Below are 17961 nucleotides of genomic sequence, written 5' to 3'. Positions count from 1 at the left end.
GTACGAGAGGTTTATTGTCATCAAAAGCCGCCGGTAGCATCGACGGCAAACATTTCTCGCCGGAGACTTCATGACTGCGCCCATTCCCTCGTTTCCCCATGCCCGCGTGACGCGCGATTCGCGCGGCGTCTACACCCTGCAGATCCACGACGCCAAGAGTCTGAACATTCTGGCCTCGGCCGTCACGCTTGGCCTGACCGAGGCCGCGCGCTGGATTGCGGCGCAGGACGACGCGCGCGCGGTGGTCATCCGCGGGACGGGCGACAAGGCCTTCGTGGGCGGCGCCAACATCCATGAGATGGCCGAGCTGGACCCGCAGGGCGCGCGCGCGTTCATCATGCGGCTGCGCGACCTATGCGACGCCGTGGCGGATATCCCGGTGCCGACTATCGCAAGGTTGCCGGGATTCTGTCTGGGCGCCGGCATGGAGCTGGCGGCGGCCTGCGACATCCGTCTGGGTTCGGCGGACGGCGTGTTCGGCATGCCCGAGGTGCGCGTCGGCATTCCGTCGGTGATCCATGCGGTGCTGCTGCCCGCGCTCATCGGTCAGGGGCCGACCAACTGGCTGCTGCTTACCGGCGAAACGGTGGACGCCGCGCAGGCGCGGGATTGGGGATTTCTGGAATTCCTGTGCGAGGCCGGCGAGCTGGACGCGCTGGTCGAACGTACCGTGGCGCCGATCGCGGCCAGCGGGCCGGCCGCGGTGCGCTCGCAGAAGGCCTTGTTGCGCTATTGGACCGAGTCCTCGATCCAGGCCGGTCTGGACCGCAGCGTGGACGCCTTCGGCGAGGCGTTCACCACCGACGAGCCGCGCCGCTACATGGCGCCGTTCCTGGCGCGCAAACAGCATCGGGAGGCCAAGTAATGGCGGGACCGCTGCAAGCAGCTTGCCTCCCGCGCGTGGTTCGCAGGCCGGGGGCCGCGCATCACACGAGGGCGCGTCGCGCCGCCGTGTTACTGCACGCGTGTCGGCGTGGCCGCGCGTGAGGTCTGCGCGGGCATGCGCTCGACCGTCAGCGCATCCGGTTCCGACGCGGACGGGCGCACAACCACGGCTTTGCCGGCGCTGGCCGCGCCCAGGTTGGGCAAGTCGGCCGGCCGCGCCGCCACGGACGCGAACGGGCCGCCGCCAGTGGCGGGCACGCCGTCCAGCGTCAGGCTGGCGGACCACGTGCCGCCGCGGCGCGAGAGCACCTGGTAGCGCTGCGGCGCGCCGGCGGCGCGGGCGACAACGTACAGCGCGCCGTCGATGAGGCTGATGGCGGGCGGCGATGCCGCTTCGGCATCCATCTTGGCGAGCTTGCCGTGTTCGAGCAGCCAGAGGTGTCCGCCCGAGCGCTCCAGGATGGCAAGCACGACGTTGCCGGCGGTGTCGGCCTGGATGGCCGGTCGGCCGATGAAGGGCACGCCCAAGTCCGCCGGCGCGCTCCAGTCCATGTCCAGGTCGGTGGTGTCGCCCGCTTCCACCAGCTTGGTCAGGTGGTTGTTGGCGCGCTGCCGGAAATAAAGCTCGACCCGGTTTTCATGGTTGCGGATGGCTGCCAGGCCGCCCGCGGCTTGCGGCGCGGCCACGCGGCGCCAACCTTGCCATTCCGACCGGTGGCCCTTGGCGGCGGGCAGCTGGCGGGTATAGAAAAGCTCGCCCTTGGCGGCAATGGCGAAGACGACATAGCGCCCGTCGGCGCCGCGCGCGGCGGCCGGCGAACCGGTGACGCCCTCTAGCGTCGGAAGCGCCTGCCACGTGCTCCAGCTGCCGTCGATGCCGGACGGGCTGATCCAGTGCAGCAGCCCGTCGTAGCCCAGCGCAACGGCGGCGGCCTCGCCACGGGGCGCCACCGCCGGGATCTGCGTGACCCGCAAACCGCCCAGCGCCTGCCAGCCCTGCCACGTGCCGTCATGGCGCTGTTTGTTGGCCCAGACGCCGCCCAGCGGATCGCGCGCCATCAGGCCGGCGGTGCCGTCGGCATGGGCAAACGAGACCACGGGGCCGGTGGTGCGTCCGCCCAGCGTGTGCCAGCGCTTTTCGGCCGAATCCCAGCTGTTGACGGCGGCATTGGTTTCGCCGGCGGCAAACACGACGAGCCCGCCGCGCCCGTCCGGGTACACCTGCGGCGCGACGTCCTGACGCGACACGTAGTAGGCGCGCTGGACCCACGCGGCGGCGGGGCCGGCCGGTTCCTTGCAGCCGGTGGGGCCGGCGCAATAGTGGTAGTCGTTCCAGGCGTAGTGCTGAAAGATCACGGACTTGCTGGCGATTTCCGCGTCGGCAAGGTTGGTGGCGCGTTCCTGGCTGGGGTAATCGATGTATCCCGTCTCGGCGTAGTTGCCGGGCGCGCGCAGCATGGCCTCGCGCGCCAGCCGCGCGCTGGCGATGTGGTCGGGGTGGCCGTGGCCGGCGCAGCGCCAGCACAGCTGGGTGTAGGGCACGCTGATCGTGTCGTCCAGGTGGCGCACCGTGGTGGGGCCGTACTGGCGGATCATCTCAGCCAGCGTGTCGACGAGTTGTTCGCGGGTATAGACCTCGGCGTGCGGTCCCAGCGTGTCCACGTTCTGGCCGGGTTCGGATTCGGTGCGGCTCAGCGGCGTCAGGCTGCCCCAGCCCTTGCCCAGCCACGGGTCCTTCAGCCGCATGTGCCAGAGCTGCACGCGCGGATTGCCCTGCAGCGTGAAGCGCGCGATCTGGCGGCCCGCGACGATGCCGGTGTCTTCTTTCCAGGCGTCGGGTTCGCGCGCCATGTAGGCGTAGGCGGCGCGCACGCCGCGCTCGCGGCCCAGCATGTAGCCTTCGCCTTCGCCCGCGTCGCTGGCGGTCAGATAGACGACGCGCACGCAGCCGCCCGCCTCGATGTTGGAGGCGACGTCCGGGTTCATGAAAAGCAGGTCGTCATCCAGATGTGCGACGAAGGCCAGGTCCTTGATCCCGTGGCACTGGGCCAGCGTCGGAGGAGCGGCCCATGCCTGGGCGGAAAGGAGGGCTGCGGCCAAGCAGCAGAGCGCCCGGCACAGCGGGCGCAGCAAGGCAGTCAAAGCGGGCATAAAAAAAGCGCTGCATGGTGGAGGTGCAGCGCGTCTTGAGGTGGTAAAGAGTGCGGAAAGTATAGCTGCGACGTGAACGTGCGCTGCAATAGGCGCTTGCCCCGGTGTGGCGCGGGGCCGACGATTTGTGACAGGCTAAATGGGGGACGTTTTAGGAAGGTGTCTGACACCCTTGAGACGACATTGCAGGATGACGTCGTTCTCGTTGGGTGTCAGACACCTTCCGTGAAATGGGGGACGCGCTCAGCGGGCCGATTCGGTGCTGACGACCAGCTTGTCCGCCCGCGCGGTGCGCGCCCGGCGTTCCAGCATCACGGCCCACAGCCACAGCGGCATGCTGGCGATGGCAAGCAGGCTGCCCACCCAGCCGGTGGAGGTCCAGCCGAACCCGGCCGCGATGGCAAGGCCGCCCAGGAACGGGCCCAGCGCGTTCGCCGTGTTGAAGGCCGAATGGTTGAGCGCGGCGGCCAGCCCCTGAGCGTCGCCCGAGACGTCCATCAGGCGTGTCTGCAACACGGTGCCCAGCGCGCCGCCCACCCCCACCAGGAACACGTTCAGGGTGATCAGCCAGACGTTGTGGGCCATCAGCGGAAAGAGGGCCAGCACCACGGCCGACCACAAGAGCAGCAGGCCGGCCGTGCGCATGACGGCGCGATCGGCAAAGACCGGCACCACCATGTTGCCCACCGTCAGGCCGACACCGAAGGCGCTCAGCACCAGCGGCACCGTCGCGGGCGACACCTGGGTGACGGCGGTCAGCGTGTCCGCGAGGTAGGTATAGATGGAGAACAGACCGCCGAAGCCCACCGCGCCGATGGCCAGCGTGATCCAGACCTGGCCGCGGCCCAGCGCGCTCAGTTCGCGCAGCGGGCTGGCGTGCGGATCGGCGGCCGTGTCCGGGGCGTAGGCGCGCACGCTCAGCATGGTCAGCACCGCCAGCAGCGACACCAGCCCGAAGCTCCAGCGCCAGCCGATGACCTGGCCCAGCCAGTTGGCCATCGGCACGCCGATGATGGTGGCCACCGTCAGGCCCAGGAACACGCGGCCCACAGCCACGGTGCGGCGGTTGGCCGGCACCATGGAACTGGCCACCAGCGAGGCGATGCCGAAGTAGGCGCCGTGCGGCAGGCCGCTCAGGAAGCGGAAGAACAGCATCCAGTGATAGTTGGGCGCGATGGCGCTCAGGCCGTTGCCGATGGCAAAGAGGCCCATCAGGGCGATCAGCAACCGGCGGCGCGGCATGCGCGCGCCCAGCACCGCAAGGATCGGCGCACCGACCACCACGCCCAGCGCGTAGGCGCTGATCACATGGCCGGCGGTGGGGGCATCGATGCCCAGCGACTGCGAGAAATAGGGAAGCAGGCTCATCGTCGCGAATTCGGTGGTGCCGATCGCGAAACTGCCAATGGCAAGCGCCAGCAGCACCAGGGCGGGCCGGTGCTGCGCGGAAACGGTATGGGACATGGAGACTACAGAAGAGGAATGGCGAAATGCTGCGATGCAACAGCGGCATTGTAGAGGTCCGAACCTGTCATTTGCATGTCGGGTCGTTGCGGCATGGTCGTGCGGTGTGAACGGCATCGGGCGGAAAGGTCTGGCGGGCGCCTAGCGAGGATCTTTGCATTTATTGATATTTGTTGCATTACACGGTCGAACATTAGAAAAGTTTCGATGGTTTGGGTGTCTGGTCGTCATTAGATTGAAAGAAAAATCCTTATGCCTCAATTGGTTAGGTGATTTTCTTGAAGCTGAATTTTTGACAACGAGCGCGCACCGGCGCTGGGTGGACACGCCATGAACCACGTCTTTTCGACCGTCCTGAATGCAATCCCAATCACTATGCAAACCACGCAGCAGGCCTTGCCTTGCGCCACGCGCCGCCGGCGCAAGCCCGGCAGGGTGCAGCGTGCGGCCTCTACTGCAGCTGTTGCGCTAGCCTGCGCGGGCGGCCTGGGATTGGCGACGAATACCCATGCAAGCGGCCAATTGCAGCTATGCAGTGCCGACACAATGACGGGAAACTCCCTCAATTCCGGCGCTCCAGTCTATTTGCTAGACTGCCCCGATGGCAGCCCGCTTTTTACCCTGCAGAACATCCTTGGCTCCAATACGGTTGACGGTTTAACCGCCGCGACGGCCCGGGTCACCGGCTACGCCGATGGCACGTTGGAACTGAAGGGCGAGAACGGCATCTCCATGCTGAACACCGTCAACATGAACGGAAACCGGATCACCCAGGTGGGCGCGGGCGTGTTGTCGTCCACCAGCCTGGACGCGGTGAATGGCTCGCAGCTTTACGCCACCAATCTGCAAGTGCAATCCAACAGCACGGCCATTACGACGTTGGGCACAGCGGTCGCGCAGAACACGGCCACGCTGAACACGCTGACCACCAGCCTCAACAACGGTGAGGTCGGCCTGGTCCGGCAGGACCCGGTCAGCGGCGCCATCACCGTGGCCGCCAGCAAGGGCGGCAACGTGATCGACATGGCTGGCACGGACGGCACGCGCACCGTCACGGGCGTGGCCAACGGCGTCATCTCGGCAACCAGCACCGACGCCGTGAACGGCAGCCAGCTCTACGCAATTTCCCAACAGGTCGGTCAGCTCAATGCCGCCAATGCCTATGTGCGGGCGGATGGCGCCAACGATGGCAGCGACAACGCTGTGGTCGGCGCGGGCACGCAAGGCGCGGCCTTGGGCGCCAACGCCACCGTCACCGCATCAAAGGGCGTGGCAATCGGCGCCAACGCATCGGCCATCGCGGCAAATAGCGTTGCGCTGGGCGCGGGCTCGGTGGCCGACCGCGCGAACACGGTGTCCATGGGCGCGCAAGGCGCCGAACGGCAGGTGACCCACGTGGCCGCGGGCACGCAAAGCACCGATGCCGTGAACGTGGGGCAACTGAACCCCGTGGTGGCCAGCCTGGGCGGCGGCGCGCATATCGATGCGTCCACGGGCGCCGTCACCGGTCCTTCGTATCAGCTGGATGGCCAGACTTACTACAACGTCGGCGACGCGCTGGGGTCGTTGGACGCCGGCGTGCAGCGCAACCGCGAAGGCCTGGCCCGCCTGGACAATCGCATCGACCAGACCAACCGCGCCATCGATGAAGTGGCGCGCAATGCCTACTCGGGTATCGCCGCCACGACGGCGCTGACCATGGTTCCGGAAGTCGACCCCGGCAAGCGGTTCGCGCTGGGCGTGGGCGCGGCCACGTATCGCGGCTACCAGGCCGTCGCGGTCGGCGCATCGGCGCGCGTCAATGACCGCGTCAAGGTCAAGGCCGGCGTGGGCATTGCCTCGGGCGGGCCCACGGCCGGGGTCGGCGCGTCGATGCAGTGGTGACGACGCCTCGGTCCACGCTCACACCGTCACCACGTTCAACCCGCCGTTCGCCAGGCTCTCCGGATTGGCGCCTGAAACGAACAACCGGAAATCGTTGTGGGCAAAGTTGCCGATCACCTTGGCCTGCGTGGCGATGAGCGCGCCCGCGTCGCCGTCGGTTAGAAGGTTGTTGCCCGTCACCGCCGCGTCGAACGCCGGGAAATGGCTGTAGGCCTCCAGCGCGTTGTCGGCCGCGCGCAGGCAGCGCCACGCGGCAAACTCGCCGCCGGTCTGGATGATGGTGAGCATGGCGCGCGCGGCCTCGGCGCCGAGCCGCATGCTCGGCAGTTGATTGCTTTGCAGGGTCAGCGTGCCATCGCCTTCGGGCACCATCTTGCCGGTGCGGATCCCGCCGCCCAACAGCTTCAATTGATCCGTCGTCAATTCCGGAAAATCCCCGGATTCCGCAAACAGCGCAATGCCGCCGCGCAGGCGGTTGTCGCGCACGGTGGTGTCGGCATCGTTGTCCAGCAGCGCCAGCGCGCACGACAGCGGATCGGCCAGCAGCGCGGCGGCCAGCGCGGTGATGGCGGGGCGCAGGCGCTTGGCCACCGGCGTCTCGCGGCCGACCTGCGTTGCCAGCGTGGTCAGCGCCGCCTGGACGCGCGGCGTCATCGTCAACGCATTGCCGGCGGCGCCCGCGCGCAGCAAGGCCGCGATCTCGGCGGTCATCGCCTTGCGCGCGTCCATGGGCTGGCGCGACAGCGCCAGAGCGGCGCGATTGTCGTCATCGTCCAGCAGCGCATCGGGCGCCAGCGCCCGCTTCAGCGCGGCCAGCGTGGGGGCGCGGGTAAAGAGCTGATCAAGCCGTTCGGCGGCGCCGCGGCCGGCGGCATACAGGCGGCATGCCTCGATGTGCACGCGCCGGCTGCCGTCGACGCGCACCAGGCTGTTGCCGGGACCGGCCGGACCCGTGCAATCGACGCGCGAAAGCCGCAGGTCGGCGCATTGATTGAAGGCGATGGCGCCCGGCTGTCCGCGGCGCGCGATCGCGAGGTCGGCCATGGATACGCTGGCAAAGCCGTCCAGGCTGAACAGGCGTTCGTCCAGCATCAGCCGGCTGGCCGGTCCGCAGCCATGCAGCATCAGGCGCACACGCGGCCCCTTGATGATGAGGTCGTCGTCCAGCTTGTGCTCGCCCGGGGTGAGGCACAGGCAGATGTCCATGCGGTCCTGGCCGATCAGCGTGCGCAGCGCCTTGTCCAGCGTTGGAAAATCGCCCGCCGGGCCGACGGTCAGGCAGCAGCCGCCGGCATGCGTGCGCCGGCACAGCGCGTCCAGCGCCTCCTGCACCGAGTAGGCCCGTTCCGCGAGCAGGTCCGCGCAGTTGCTCGGGTCGTAGGCGACCTCGGCGGCGAGGGCGAGGGTGGCGGTGTAGCGCAGCGGCAGATAGTGGTCGGGCGCGGGTTGGCCCGCCCGCAGCAATTGCGCGGTGGCGCGTTGCACGGGACGGGCGGCGTCGCACGCAAGCGACCAGGCAATCGATGCGATGCCGTCGGCGCCCGTCGTCACGTCCTGCGTGGCGGCGCCATTCGGCAGCCGGCCAGCATCCACGGTAAAGCGCACGACGGCGCCCGCCACCGGCAGGCTGCCGTTGGCCACGCCCGCGCGCAGTTCCGACGGCAACGCCACCACGTCCGGGGTCATCGCGGGGTTGGGCTTGACGCTTTGGCCGTCGCCGCCCGCGTAGTAAAGCTGCGTCAGTTCCGTCAATGCGGGAAAGCCGGGGCGGCAGTCGCTGACGACGGTCCACGCGCCGGCCTGCCAGCGCAGCAGCGCCAGCCGCGCGAATGCGCGCAGCACGCCGGCGGGCGCGTTGAAGGCGGGCTTGCCGTCGGGCAGTTGCGGCCATTCGATCGACGCGGTGGCGGTGCGCGCGGGAATAAGCCAATAGTCGCCCACGCGCAGGCGTCCGGGCGAGAACTTGATCTCAATGCCGTCCTGCTCCAGTTCCACCCAGCCGGCGTTGGCGCTGTTGATGGGCGCGGGCGTGATTTCCGCAACGCCGTCCCAGCGGCGTACGCGCGGGTTGGCCGGAAAGCGGGCGGCGTCCAGCGCGTGGCCGATCAGGCTGGCCGGATCGATCGTGACCGTGTTGCCGTCGGTGCGCACGACCTGCGCCAGCGGTCCCGGCTGCCCCAGCAGTTCGTGCGTGTCGTCCAGAAACTCCACCCAGCAGCCCGCGGTGATGGCCAGCACGTCGTCGCGGCCGATGCTGGCGACTTCGAACTCGTTGGCCACGGGATCGTCAAGCCAGCGCACCACGCGCGACAGGATGCTGCCGTTTTCGCGCGACCACTTGTAGCGCGCTTTGCCTGCGCCCGCGCCGTCCTGGTGAATCTCGATGCGGTACAGATGGTTTTCCAGCAGGCGGTAGCCGGCGTCGGGTGGCAGCTGGCACGGTGTCTTGGGCGGCACGCTGGCCTCGGCGCGCGCCGCCATGCGGGCGTCGGGCGCGGCGGTCAGGGCGTCCCACGCGGGCAGCGCGGACAGGCAGGTCAGGGCGGCGTCCGGCGCGCCCACCTGCATCAGCTTGACCTGCCAGACCGTCTTTTCGCGGGTGGCGGTGTCGGGGCCGCCCAGCGCGACTTCGCGCATGCTGGTGTCGCCGGCCCGCAGGTCCAGCGTGCACAGGTGGCGCTGCCACGCTTCCAGATAGGCCAGGTACTGGCCTTCGGGCGGCGGGGCGGTCTGGCCGCCCGAGCCGAAGACGACGATGCCGTCGATGTCGGCGGGCGTCAGCGCGGGCGGCGGCAGCGGCAGGACGGACGCGCCGGCGGGCAGCACGGGCGATGCCGTCGAGGGCATGTCGGGCTGCTTGGCCACGGTGGCGGGCAGCGGGTTCTCGCAAAGCAGGCCGTCCAGATACAGGCGGCCTGCCGACAGCGACAGGTCCTTGCCGGCAGGCGCCAGCGCGAAGCCGGGCGCGGCCAGCGGCACGCCCACGGGGCCCACGGTGTCCGCGGTTTCGGTTTCGATGCGCCGGTTCAGGATGTCCTGCTGCTCATTCCAGTCCGAATCCATCTGCACGCGGCCCTGCTGCATGCGGACGGCCCGGTAGCGCCGGGCGGGGTCGAAGGTGAGGCGGCTGAGATCGGCTTTCATGATGTTGTTCCCGAAGACAGAGGGCTCAGTTCACAGGGATCAATCCCGCTTCGAGGCCGAAGCGCAGATACTCGTCCAGCGCCTGCCGCAGATTGGCCTCGCGCTGGGCCTGCAGCAGGAAATTCCAGGCGCCCATCTCGGCGCCGTTGTCCGCGCCCTCTCGGATCTCGGCCGCGCAACTGGGGGCCAGTTGGCCATACGACGGTGAGCCGAACATGGTGGCGGTGAACGACGGGGCGACACGCGCCGCCGCGCGCTTGGCGGCCGCGCCGGTCAGGTCTTGCATGGCCAGATCGGGCTGGCAGCGGTAGCGGCGCGGCGTGACGGACGGCATGGGCACGTGGCAATAGCGCACGCAGCCCTCTTGCCGGCGGTTGATGGCAAGCGTGCCGCCGAACAGCGTGTTGGACGCGTCCAGCCGTCCGGCGGCCACGCGCCCGAACAGCGTGCTGGCCAGGATGCGCAGGGCGCTGTCGTCCACGTCGACCGCGGCCGCGGCGCTGCCTTGCGCATCGACGAGGCTTGCGTCGATCTGCACCGACGCAAGCGGCGATGCGCAGCGCACGGGCCCGCAGATGCAGCGCGTCAACCGCAGTTCCAGTTCGGGTGCGGCGCCCGTGTGACGCACGCCGCCGCGCGCCGGCACCAGCGTGCAGTGACGCAGCTCAACGGCGCGCAGCGCGCCTTCCAGCCGCAGGCGGCCATCCAGAAGCAGCCCGTCGAGCCGGATGCGGGTGCTGGCGTTGCCACGCACGCGCCAATCGCCTTGCAGCACGGGACGGCGCAGCGGCGCGGCCTCGATCGACAGCCGCGTGTCGGGCAGCACGAGATCGGGGGCAATGGTCTCGGTGCCGTCGTGGTCGATCACGATGCGTACCCGCTGCCCCGCCAGCACCGCGGCCAGCGCCGCCGTCAGCGTGGGCGTGGCCGCCGAGGGCACGCGCAAGAGGGCGTCGAACCCGCTTTCGAATGCCCCATCCGGACCATTACCCGCGTCATCATCCGCGTCATCGCCATCGGTCATGCTGCGGGCGTAGGGGCCCGCGCCGATGTCACCGGGAAAGCCGTAGGCATAGCGCACCTGCACCGATTGCGCGGTGACGCCCGGTGGCAGCGCCAGCCGCCCGCGGTGCGGATCCAGGCCAACCAGCACGCCGCCCGCGCCGGGAAAGCTGCGGTCCGGCCGTCCCGGCTTGCGCGCCTTGAACAGCAGGGTGGCGTCGGGCCGGCGCCATGCTTCGGGCACGACGCCGGGGATGGGCGCAAGATTGCAGATCACCAGATGCTCGGCGGGAACCGGCTGGCCGTCCAGCCACACCTGCACGACGGGGCCGGCGGCGCTGTCGGCAAACCAGCCTTGCGGGGGCGCGTCGCCATCGGTCAGGGCCTGGCGGCGCGCTTGCAGTTCCGCATGCAGATCGCGCCAGGACAGCGGTTCGGGCACGTTTATCGGCTCGGCCAGGTGGTCGATGTCGGTCTCGGTGCGCGGCCGGTTGAAAAGGGGCTGGTCGCGGCCCAGCGGATCGATGGTGTAGAAGCCGTCGTGCGTGGTGGCGCGCGCCGCATCGCCGCGCTGCACGGTGTACGACTGCAACCGCCAAAGAAAGAGCGCGACGTTGGGCAGGTTGTAGCGTCCGGCCGGCAGCGCGCGCACGTGCGCGGTGTGCAGTTCGGCGCCGAAGGGGCCATCCACGCGTTCCATCGCGCGCGAATCGCGCAGGTCGGGCGTGCGCAGCGCGTGCGCGCGGGGGTGATTGACGTGCTGCGTGGTGGCGACGCGCTCGAAGCACTCGGACACGCGGCTTGGCCAGCCGGTGGCGTTGGCCGCCAATTCTTCCAGCACCAGCGCCGTGCCTTTGCGGCGGCGCAGCCGCAGCGTGTTGGCCACCAGCGCCCGCGGCGAAAAGGCGGCGCCCACGGGATACAACGCGCGCACGCCGAGCAGGTCGCCCAGATAAGGCACCACCCAGTCCTCGCAGGTTTCGATGAACCAGTTGTCGTAGAGCCGGTCCACGTCGGCGTCCACCAGCGCGCCTTGGCGCGCCAGCACGTCCAGCAGCGCGCGCAGCGGCCCGCCGGCGGCGGCGTCGCGTTCGCGGTAGAACGCCGGCAAAAGGGCCATCAGGGCGTCGGCATCCAGGCGGGTGTTCATGTGCGCTCCGACAAGTCGATGCCGTCGGGATCCGGGCGCAGCAGCTCGGCAGGCTGCAGGGCGCCCTGTTGCCAACGCGCGGTGCGCGCCGGTAGCAGGGCGTCCGGACCGTTGCTGCGCCGCGCGCCCGCGCCGTCCAGACCGGCATTGAGTACCAGTGCGTCCAGATCCACCCACGCGACGCCCGGCACGTCCTGCAAGACGGCAAGCACCTCGGCGCCGTGCACCGGCTGGCCGAACGCCCGCGCGGCAAAGCCGAAGGCATCCAGGACGCGCGCGCGGGCGGCTACCAACACGGTCGCCGCTTCAAAGCGCGGATCGATGCCCAGGCCCGCCCGCAGGCCGAAATCCAGGTAGCGGCACGGCGCCACCTTCAGCGGCTGGTAGGGCGGGCGCGCCGCGTCGATGGCCGCGAGCAGGTTGCGATACAACGCACCGGCCGGATCCAGCGCGGCGCCATCTTCGCCCGCGACGGTCAGGTGCACGAGCCGTTGCTCGCCGTCCCACTGCCATACCGCCTGCGCCTTGCCGATGCCCGTAAAGGCGGCCGCGAAATCCTCGAAGTCGCGCAGCGACACGATGCGGTCCAGCGTGCGCACCCGCAGCGGCGCATTGCGGCGGGCGGCGTCGCCCGCTTCGGGGTCCACGCCGCCGGTCGCGGGCGCGGGGTTGACGACCGCCTTGACGCCAGGCGCGCGCGTGAGCAGCACGCTCAACTGGCCGGGCGCGACGTTGCCTTCGCGGCCCAGGCCCACGCGATAACGCGCCTGGACGTTGCCCGATCCGGACGGCAGACGCGCGCCATGCAGGCCATCGCCGAACTGCACGGTGGCTCCGCCGCTGTCGTCCACCCGCAGCAGATACGCGCGGTCGTCCGGCGCCAGCGCGGTGATGCGCGGCGCCTCGTCCCACAGCAGACCGTCGACGCGGACTTCCAGGCTGCTCGCCGCGCCGCTGGCGGTGGGCGCGGGCACGAACGTCAATGGCTTTTGCTGCAGCGTGAAACGCTGGAAGGCGCGGTTGCCGGCGCCGCTGCCCAGCACCTCCGGCTGGATGCGCATTTGCCGGCTGTCGCCGTGGCTGGCGGGCGCGACATTGGCGTTGATGCGCACCGTGGCGGGCAGATAGGCGTGCGCCAGGTCGGCGTCCAGCACGAGCGTCGTGCGGCCGCCAGCGCTGTCGTTGCGCTGGATGCGCACGATGTCGCTGGCGTCGGCCAGCGTGACGGTGGCGCGCGCGCCATCCTCGAATTCCAGGTCGGCGCTAGCGCGGTCGCGCGCCACGCGCACGTTGGCCACGGCATCGCCGCGCAACAGCCGCTCGCGCGGCGCAACGTTGGCGGCATCGGTCTCGGTCAGGATCAGGCCCGACACCGCCAGCACGCGGTCTTGCGGCAGGTCGGGCTCGTACGACGCCAGCACCAGCGTGTGGCCTTGCGTCAGCCCCGAGGCCGGGCGCACGCCCCAGTCCAGCGGGTCGGATTCGCCGTAGGCCGTGGTCTCGCGCAGGGCGTCGTTGAACTGCTCGCGCACGCGCTCGCCCCGCAGCGTGAGGCGCGTGGTCGGCCCCGCCAGCGCAAAGCCCGTGCGCGCGTCGGGGCCCGCGTCGGCAATGCGGTACAGCTCTTCATAGCCCGGCATCGACAGCACGGTCCAGCCGCCGGCCACCCATTTGGGATAGGAGGCGTCCAGGTGCACGCCGTGCACGTCGCCCGGGTACAGGCTGGCCGCGGGAATCGTCTGGCGCGCCAGGCCCGGCGCGGACCACGCCAGCACGAAGGTGGCCTCGCCGCCCGCCTCGTAGTATTCGATGCGGATGTCGTGCTTGCGCCCCGCCGCGAGCCGTGCGCTGGCGCTGTATTCGGTGGGAGATTGTTCGCGCCACTGGTCGATGAGCAGGTTGCCGTCCACCCACAGCCGCACGCCATCGTCAGCCGTGACGTGAAAGGTGTAGCTGCCGCTGTCCGGGGCGCGCACCCAGCCCGTCCAGCGCACGCAGAAGTTGTCCGCGGGCACGCCGTCGCCGGGGCCGCCCGCGCCCCAATGAAAATCCAGCTGCGGATCGGTGCGGGTCATCACGCGCTGGCTGAAGGTGCGGCCACGGTAATACTCGCCGTACAGCCCGGAGCCGGGGCCGCTGGGGCCAGGCGGATCGGACACCTCGGCCAGCGTATAGCCCGGCCACTGCGGAAACTGGCTGAATGACGGCTTGGCGTCGTCGGCCATGCCCAGGTACGCCGCGCGCAGCGTGGCGGGCATGGCGCGCCAATCGGGCGCGTTGTAGCCGAACAGTCGGGCCTGCGCGCGCAGCGCGAAGCAGCGCGGGTTGCGCCCCGCGGGCTGCACGTGCGGCGCGGCGCTGCCCAGGCCCCGCTCCAGCGAGATCAGCGTATAGGCGGGCGCGCTGTCTTCACCGGGACCAGGCACGTATTCGCGGACCTGCGTCAGGCGGCGAAAGTCCCAATTCTCGTTGCCCGGATCGCGCGCTCGCTCGTCGCCGACAACGAGCACGGCGTCGCCGGCCTTCAGGCGCGTGGCCGCGCCGGCCAGGCACAGCGTGCGCGCGCCAAAGCGCGGGGGCGCCGGTTCCAGCCACGCCAGTTCCAGCGCGTTCCAGGCGGCACGCGCCTCGACGGCCTGCAGGGTTTCGAAGGTCTGCGCGCGTTCGTCCTGCGCGGGCACGCTTTGCGCGCGTGTCCAGGGTTCGATTCGGGCGCGCGGGGGCGCGCCCGGCGCGGTTTCCAGAGAGAACGCCAGCCACGTCGTCGCCGCCACGCCCGGCCGCAGTTCGTAGCCGATGGCCCGCGCCAGCGACTGCACCGACCGGCGCTCGGTCGCGGTCCGCAGGTAGCCCTCGTTGCCAATCCGCTCCTGATAGAACGCCAGCACGTCAAGCACCGCCGCCCAGGCGTCGAACAGGGCGATGACGGGGTCATCGCGGTCGCGCGTCGTCAGCGCCGCCAGGGCCGGCGAGCGCGCCAGGTCCGCCGTCAGGCTGGCAAGAAAGCGGCCGTGTGTGCCGATGCGCAGGCGCAAGGCGGGCTGGCCGGGCGGATTGGCCAGGTCCGACGGCGTGAGCGCGGGCTGCCCGGCGCAGCAGCCGCAGTCGTCGCGAGTCGTCATGATCCGCCCTCCACGATGAAGTCGATGCGGCCGTTCTCCGGGAAGTTCGGATCGCCGTCGGCGCGCAGCACTTCCAGCGGCGCGGCCAGCAGACGGCCTGTGTCCAGTTCGCCCGCCGGGTCGCGGCCCCAGCGCTGAAAGCGCTCGGCGCGCGCCGACGCCACGCCCGGCACGGCCATGATGGCGCGCATCAGCGCCGACAGCGCCAGTGGCGTGCCGAAGGTGTAGCGGTCGGGATGAAAGAAGCCCGGCCGGCCCGCGCGGTCCAGGCCGGCGGTGAAGGCGTCGCGCAGCGCGGCCTTGACGTCCGCGGCGAAGTGGCCGGGCGCGGCGCAGACGCGCACCAGGATGTCCAGCGGCACATGCACCGGATCCGAGAACTCCAGGTCCTGTCCGGCCAGCCGGAAGCGTTCCATGAAGGCGCGCAGCGCGGCGCGAAACGGCGCATCGACCGCCAGCCCGCCGCGCCGGTCCACGGTCAGGAAGACGGTGTGCCAGCTGCCCGTCCAGCGCAGGCGGGCCGCCGCGCGCTGCACCTGCGGATGGCGCTGCGCAAGCCGCGCATAGTCGTCCGCGGTGACCGCGCGTTCCTGCACCCGGAAGGCCTCGGGCGCGTTGAGCTTGATCGCGTCGGCCGGTTCCGGCGCCGCGCCGCCCTGCGCGGGCAGGGGATTGCGCACGCGCGCCACGCCCAGCATCAGGTCCGGATCGTCGGTGACCAGCGCGCCGATGGCTTCCGCGCCCACGTTGCCTTGCGGCCCGCCGCCCAGCCGATAGCGCGCCAGCAGGCGTTCGCCGGGCGCGGGCGCGGCGCCGTAGCGGTTGTCGCCAAAGCGCAGCCAGGCCGCGCCGTCGTGTTCCATTTCGACGACGAATTCTCGCGCGTCGCGCGCGCTGGCCAGCAGGCTGCGCTGGGGCGACCACGGCGGGCTGGCCGGGGCGGGCGCGTCGCCGGGCTGATCGGCGTCGTCCGCCTGCAGCGACATGCCGCTGGGCAGCGCGCGGCGCGGATCCTGGGCCAGCGCCGCGCTGGCGGGCAGCGGCCCCGCCACGGCAAGCTCATGCCGGTAGGGCTCGGCGCAGGCCAGGCCGGCATCCGGCAGGCGCGGCCGATAGGGCCGCGCGGCAAACGCATCGCGCGCCGTCGCGGTGTCCGGCAGCAACGGCGTCCAATCGCGCTGCATGCCGTGATCGGCCAGCACCACGTTGCCGCGCGCCACCGATACCGCGCGTTTGACCAGCGCGCCGCCCTCGTCGAACTCCTGGCTCACGCACAGCGGGAACGGCAGCGCATCGTCCGGATGCCAGGCGATCAGCAGCAGGTCGGTGCCGGTCAGGTCGTCGCGGCCGGTGCGCGTTTCCGTCAGGCGCACGGCGTGGCGATGCGTGCGGTCCGCATCGGCCTTGCGGCCCGTCAACGGGTCTATCGTCTCTTCGAACACCAGCACGTCGCCGGGCGCAAGCGCCAGCGGCGGATCGTTCACCAGCGCCGCTTGCGTTTGGCCGCGCGGCAGGCAGTACGCCGGGTCGGCGAAGTCATGCAGAAAGATGCGGCTGTGCGCGGTGTGCAACAGCAGGTCGTGCAGCGTCTCGAACACTTCGATGCCGGGCGCGGGCAGCCCGTCCAGCGCGTCGCGGCGGCGCACGGGGGCCGCGAGCGCGGCTTCCGGGGAACTGGTCAATAGCGGCGTGCCGGCCGGGATGACCTTGCCTTCGCCGGCCGCGTGGGCTTGGACAGTGACGAAGACCCGCGCGTTGCAGCCGTCATGCAGGGGATAGTCCAAGAGGCGCGCATGACGGCGCAATGAGGTTCGGCGGCGCGCGGTGTCCAGATAGGCCTCGGTGGCGGCGGCGTCCTGCGCGTACGACAGATGGTCGGCGGCATAGGCCAGCGTTTCCACCAGCGCCACGGTGAAATCCGCGGGATTGCGCTCGGCGAAGTCGGGCATGCTTTGCGACAGGCGGTCCAGCATCAGCCGCCGGAAGCTCTCGTAGTCCTTGGCCAGGTAATCGAGCAGCGGCTCTGACGGCGCGGGCGCATCGCACGCGTGCGTATCGGCGCAGTCGAATTCCGATGGGCATCCCGCCTTGAAGTTGATCTCGATGGTGGACAGGCACAGGTCAAAGCCCGGCGCGGGCGCGTCGGGATCGGCGGGGTTCACCAGCGCCAGCGTGTACCACGAGAAGTCGCCGGCCTTGTCCACGCTCAGCCGGATTTCGTTGCCCGACAGCACCGGCTCCGCAGCCAGCGCAATGCCGCGGATGCGCGTGCCGCCTTCGATGCGCACGTGGGCGCGGCCGATGCCGGACACCGGATGCACGCACACCACGCGCAGCGTGCGCTGGTCGGCCGCATCGATCTCGACGAAGGCGATGCCGTTGTCGCCGGGCGGCTGCTGGGCGCGCAGCAGTTGCAGGCGGCGGGGATTGGCGCTGCGGAACTGGCGGTTCATGGCACGTCCCGCGTAAAGCGTGCCAGCCGTCGTTGCTGGCCTTGGCGCAGCACGTACTGCACGTCCACCTGCAGGGTCGCATCGCGATGCGCGACGTTGACGGATTCGACGGCAATGCGCTCGCCCAGCCACTGCTGCAGCGCGCCCTGCACGCTCATCTGCACGGCGGCAGCCAGCGTGTCGCTGTTGGGCGCGAACACGAGTTGCAGCAGGCCGCAACCGAAGTCCGGCCGGTTGACGCGTTCGCCGGGCACCGTGAACAGCACCTGTTCGATCATGTCGCGCACGTGCTCGGCGTCATCGGCATCGCGGCTGCGGCCGCGCGCGTCGGGTTCGAACGGAAAGCGCAGGATGGCCATGGCGGTGCGCCCTACATGCCCACGACGCGCGCCTGCGCCTGCAGCGCCAGCATGGGCGTGCCGGTGGGCGTGCAGATCGACGCGCCGGCCTGCAGCGCGGCCGGCTGTCCGCCGATCAGCACACGCGTCGCGCCGCTTAACCACATGCCGGTGACGCAGGGCCCGTTGCCCGAGGGCGGGGGCGGAAAGGCACAGCCCGCGATCGAATACGTCGACAGGATGGTCACGGCCGGCTGGCCCGACAGCAGCACGCGCGGGTTGGGCGACAGGGGAACGGCCTGGCCGCCGTGCGAACACTGCACGGTGGCGCCAAGATGCAGCAAGGGTCCGGGCATGGCTGCGCCTCC

Annotated in this window: 9 protein-coding genes and 3 pseudogenes; 4 read left to right on the top strand and 8 right to left on the bottom strand. The window is 70.4% G+C overall.

Annotated elements, in window-relative coordinates:
* The first annotated feature begins 70 nt into the window (after window positions 1-70).
* Window positions 71-865, top strand: coding sequence for an enoyl-CoA hydratase (locus HV786_RS04785; RefSeq protein WP_128829208.1), 795 nt, complete (start codon window positions 71-73; stop codon window positions 863-865).
* 89 nt (window positions 866-954) lie between these two features.
* Here HV786_RS04785 and HV786_RS04780 read toward each other — a convergent pair whose 3' ends face one another.
* Window positions 955-3036 (bottom strand): DUF8189 domain-containing protein, encoded by a 2082-nt coding sequence (locus tag HV786_RS04780; protein WP_175210175.1) that lies wholly within the window; start codon window positions 3034-3036, stop codon window positions 955-957.
* 243 nt (window positions 3037-3279) lie between these two features.
* Window positions 3280-4500 carry an MFS transporter gene (locus HV786_RS04775; RefSeq protein WP_128828473.1) on the bottom strand — a complete coding sequence of 407 codons (1221 nt, stop codon included), beginning with the start codon at window positions 4498-4500 and terminating at the stop codon, window positions 3280-3282.
* Window positions 4501-4830: 330 nt separating this feature from the next.
* Here HV786_RS04775 and HV786_RS27545 point away from each other — a divergent pair.
* The 3 pseudogenes from HV786_RS27545 to HV786_RS27535 all read left to right on the top strand — a co-directional run.
* A pseudogene (locus tag HV786_RS27545) lies at window positions 4831-5652 on the top strand (hypothetical protein); the annotation flags it as partial.
* 150 nt (window positions 5653-5802) lie between these two features.
* Window positions 5803-5950, top strand: a pseudogene (locus HV786_RS27540) (trimeric autotransporter actin-nucleating factor BimA); the annotation flags it as partial.
* A 194-nt stretch (window positions 5951-6144) separates the two neighbouring features.
* Window positions 6145-6384, top strand: a pseudogene (locus HV786_RS27535) (YadA C-terminal domain-containing protein); the annotation flags it as partial.
* 18 nt (window positions 6385-6402) lie between these two features.
* On the opposite strand, the gene HV786_RS04765 reads toward HV786_RS27535, so the two are convergent.
* The 6 genes from HV786_RS04765 to HV786_RS04740 are packed head-to-tail and all read right to left on the bottom strand — an operon-like array spanning window position 6403 to window position 17949.
* Window positions 6403-9528, bottom strand: a complete 3126-nt coding sequence (locus HV786_RS04765) for a DUF6519 domain-containing protein (protein WP_175210174.1) — start codon at window positions 9526-9528, stop codon at window positions 6403-6405.
* 25 nt (window positions 9529-9553) lie between these two features.
* A complete protein-coding gene (locus HV786_RS04760) occupies window positions 9554-11680 on the bottom strand; it encodes a phage tail protein (protein ID WP_175210173.1) in 2127 nt (708 codons plus the stop codon).
* A complete protein-coding gene (locus HV786_RS04755) occupies window positions 11677-14802 on the bottom strand; it encodes a putative baseplate assembly protein (RefSeq protein WP_175210172.1) in 3126 nt (1041 codons plus the stop codon). The genes HV786_RS04760 and HV786_RS04755 overlap by 4 nt, the downstream gene beginning before the upstream one ends.
* Window positions 14799-17255: a putative baseplate assembly protein gene (locus tag HV786_RS04750; protein WP_175210171.1), complete on the bottom strand. Its 2457-nt coding sequence runs from the start codon at window positions 17253-17255 to the stop codon at window positions 14799-14801. Before HV786_RS04750 ends, HV786_RS04755 begins: the two co-directional genes overlap by 4 nt.
* The gene (locus HV786_RS04745) at window positions 17252-17614 is read right to left on the bottom strand and encodes a GPW/gp25 family protein (RefSeq protein ID WP_128827156.1); all 363 of its coding nucleotides are present in this window, start codon (window positions 17612-17614) and stop codon (window positions 17252-17254) included. Before HV786_RS04745 ends, HV786_RS04750 begins: the two co-directional genes overlap by 4 nt.
* A gap of 11 nt (window positions 17615-17625) precedes the next feature.
* Window positions 17626-17949 (bottom strand): hypothetical protein, encoded by a 324-nt coding sequence (locus tag HV786_RS04740; RefSeq protein ID WP_056326115.1) that lies wholly within the window; start codon window positions 17947-17949, stop codon window positions 17626-17628.
* Between the last annotated feature and the right edge of the window lie 12 nt (window positions 17950-17961).

Origin of the sequence: Achromobacter mucicolens, assembly GCF_902859725.1 — a bacterium.
GTDB classification, from domain to species: Bacteria; Pseudomonadota; Gammaproteobacteria; order Burkholderiales; family Burkholderiaceae_B; genus Achromobacter; species Achromobacter mucicolens.
The sequence above is the reverse complement of the archived record's forward strand: the minus strand, read 5'-3'. Positions and strand labels throughout refer to the sequence as shown.

What these genes read in the sequence shown, in the direction of transcription:
- HV786_RS04785 (WP_128829208.1), top strand. Translation starts at nt 71, where the DNA reads ATGACTGCGCCCATTCCCTCGTTTCCCCATGCCCGCGTGACGCGCGAT.
- HV786_RS04780 (WP_175210175.1), bottom strand. Translation starts at nt 3,036, where the DNA reads ATGCCCGCTTTGACTGCCTTGCTGCGCCCGCTGTGCCGGGCGCTCTGC.
- HV786_RS04775 (WP_128828473.1), bottom strand. Translation starts at nt 4,500, where the DNA reads ATGTCCCATACCGTTTCCGCGCAGCACCGGCCCGCCCTGGTGCTGCTG.
- HV786_RS04765 (WP_175210174.1), bottom strand. Translation starts at nt 9,528, where the DNA reads ATGAAAGCCGATCTCAGCCGCCTCACCTTCGACCCCGCCCGGCGCTAC.
- HV786_RS04760 (WP_175210173.1), bottom strand. Translation starts at nt 11,680, where the DNA reads ATGAACACCCGCCTGGATGCCGACGCCCTGATGGCCCTTTTGCCGGCG.
- HV786_RS04755 (WP_175210172.1), bottom strand. Translation starts at nt 14,802, where the DNA reads ATGACGACTCGCGACGACTGCGGCTGCTGCGCCGGGCAGCCCGCGCTC.
- HV786_RS04750 (WP_175210171.1), bottom strand. Translation starts at nt 17,255, where the DNA reads ATGAACCGCCAGTTCCGCAGCGCCAATCCCCGCCGCCTGCAACTGCTG.
- HV786_RS04745 (WP_128827156.1), bottom strand. Translation starts at nt 17,614, where the DNA reads ATGGCCATCCTGCGCTTTCCGTTCGAACCCGACGCGCGCGGCCGCAGC.
- HV786_RS04740 (WP_056326115.1), bottom strand. Translation starts at nt 17,949, where the DNA reads ATGCCCGGACCCTTGCTGCATCTTGGCGCCACCGTGCAGTGTTCGCAC.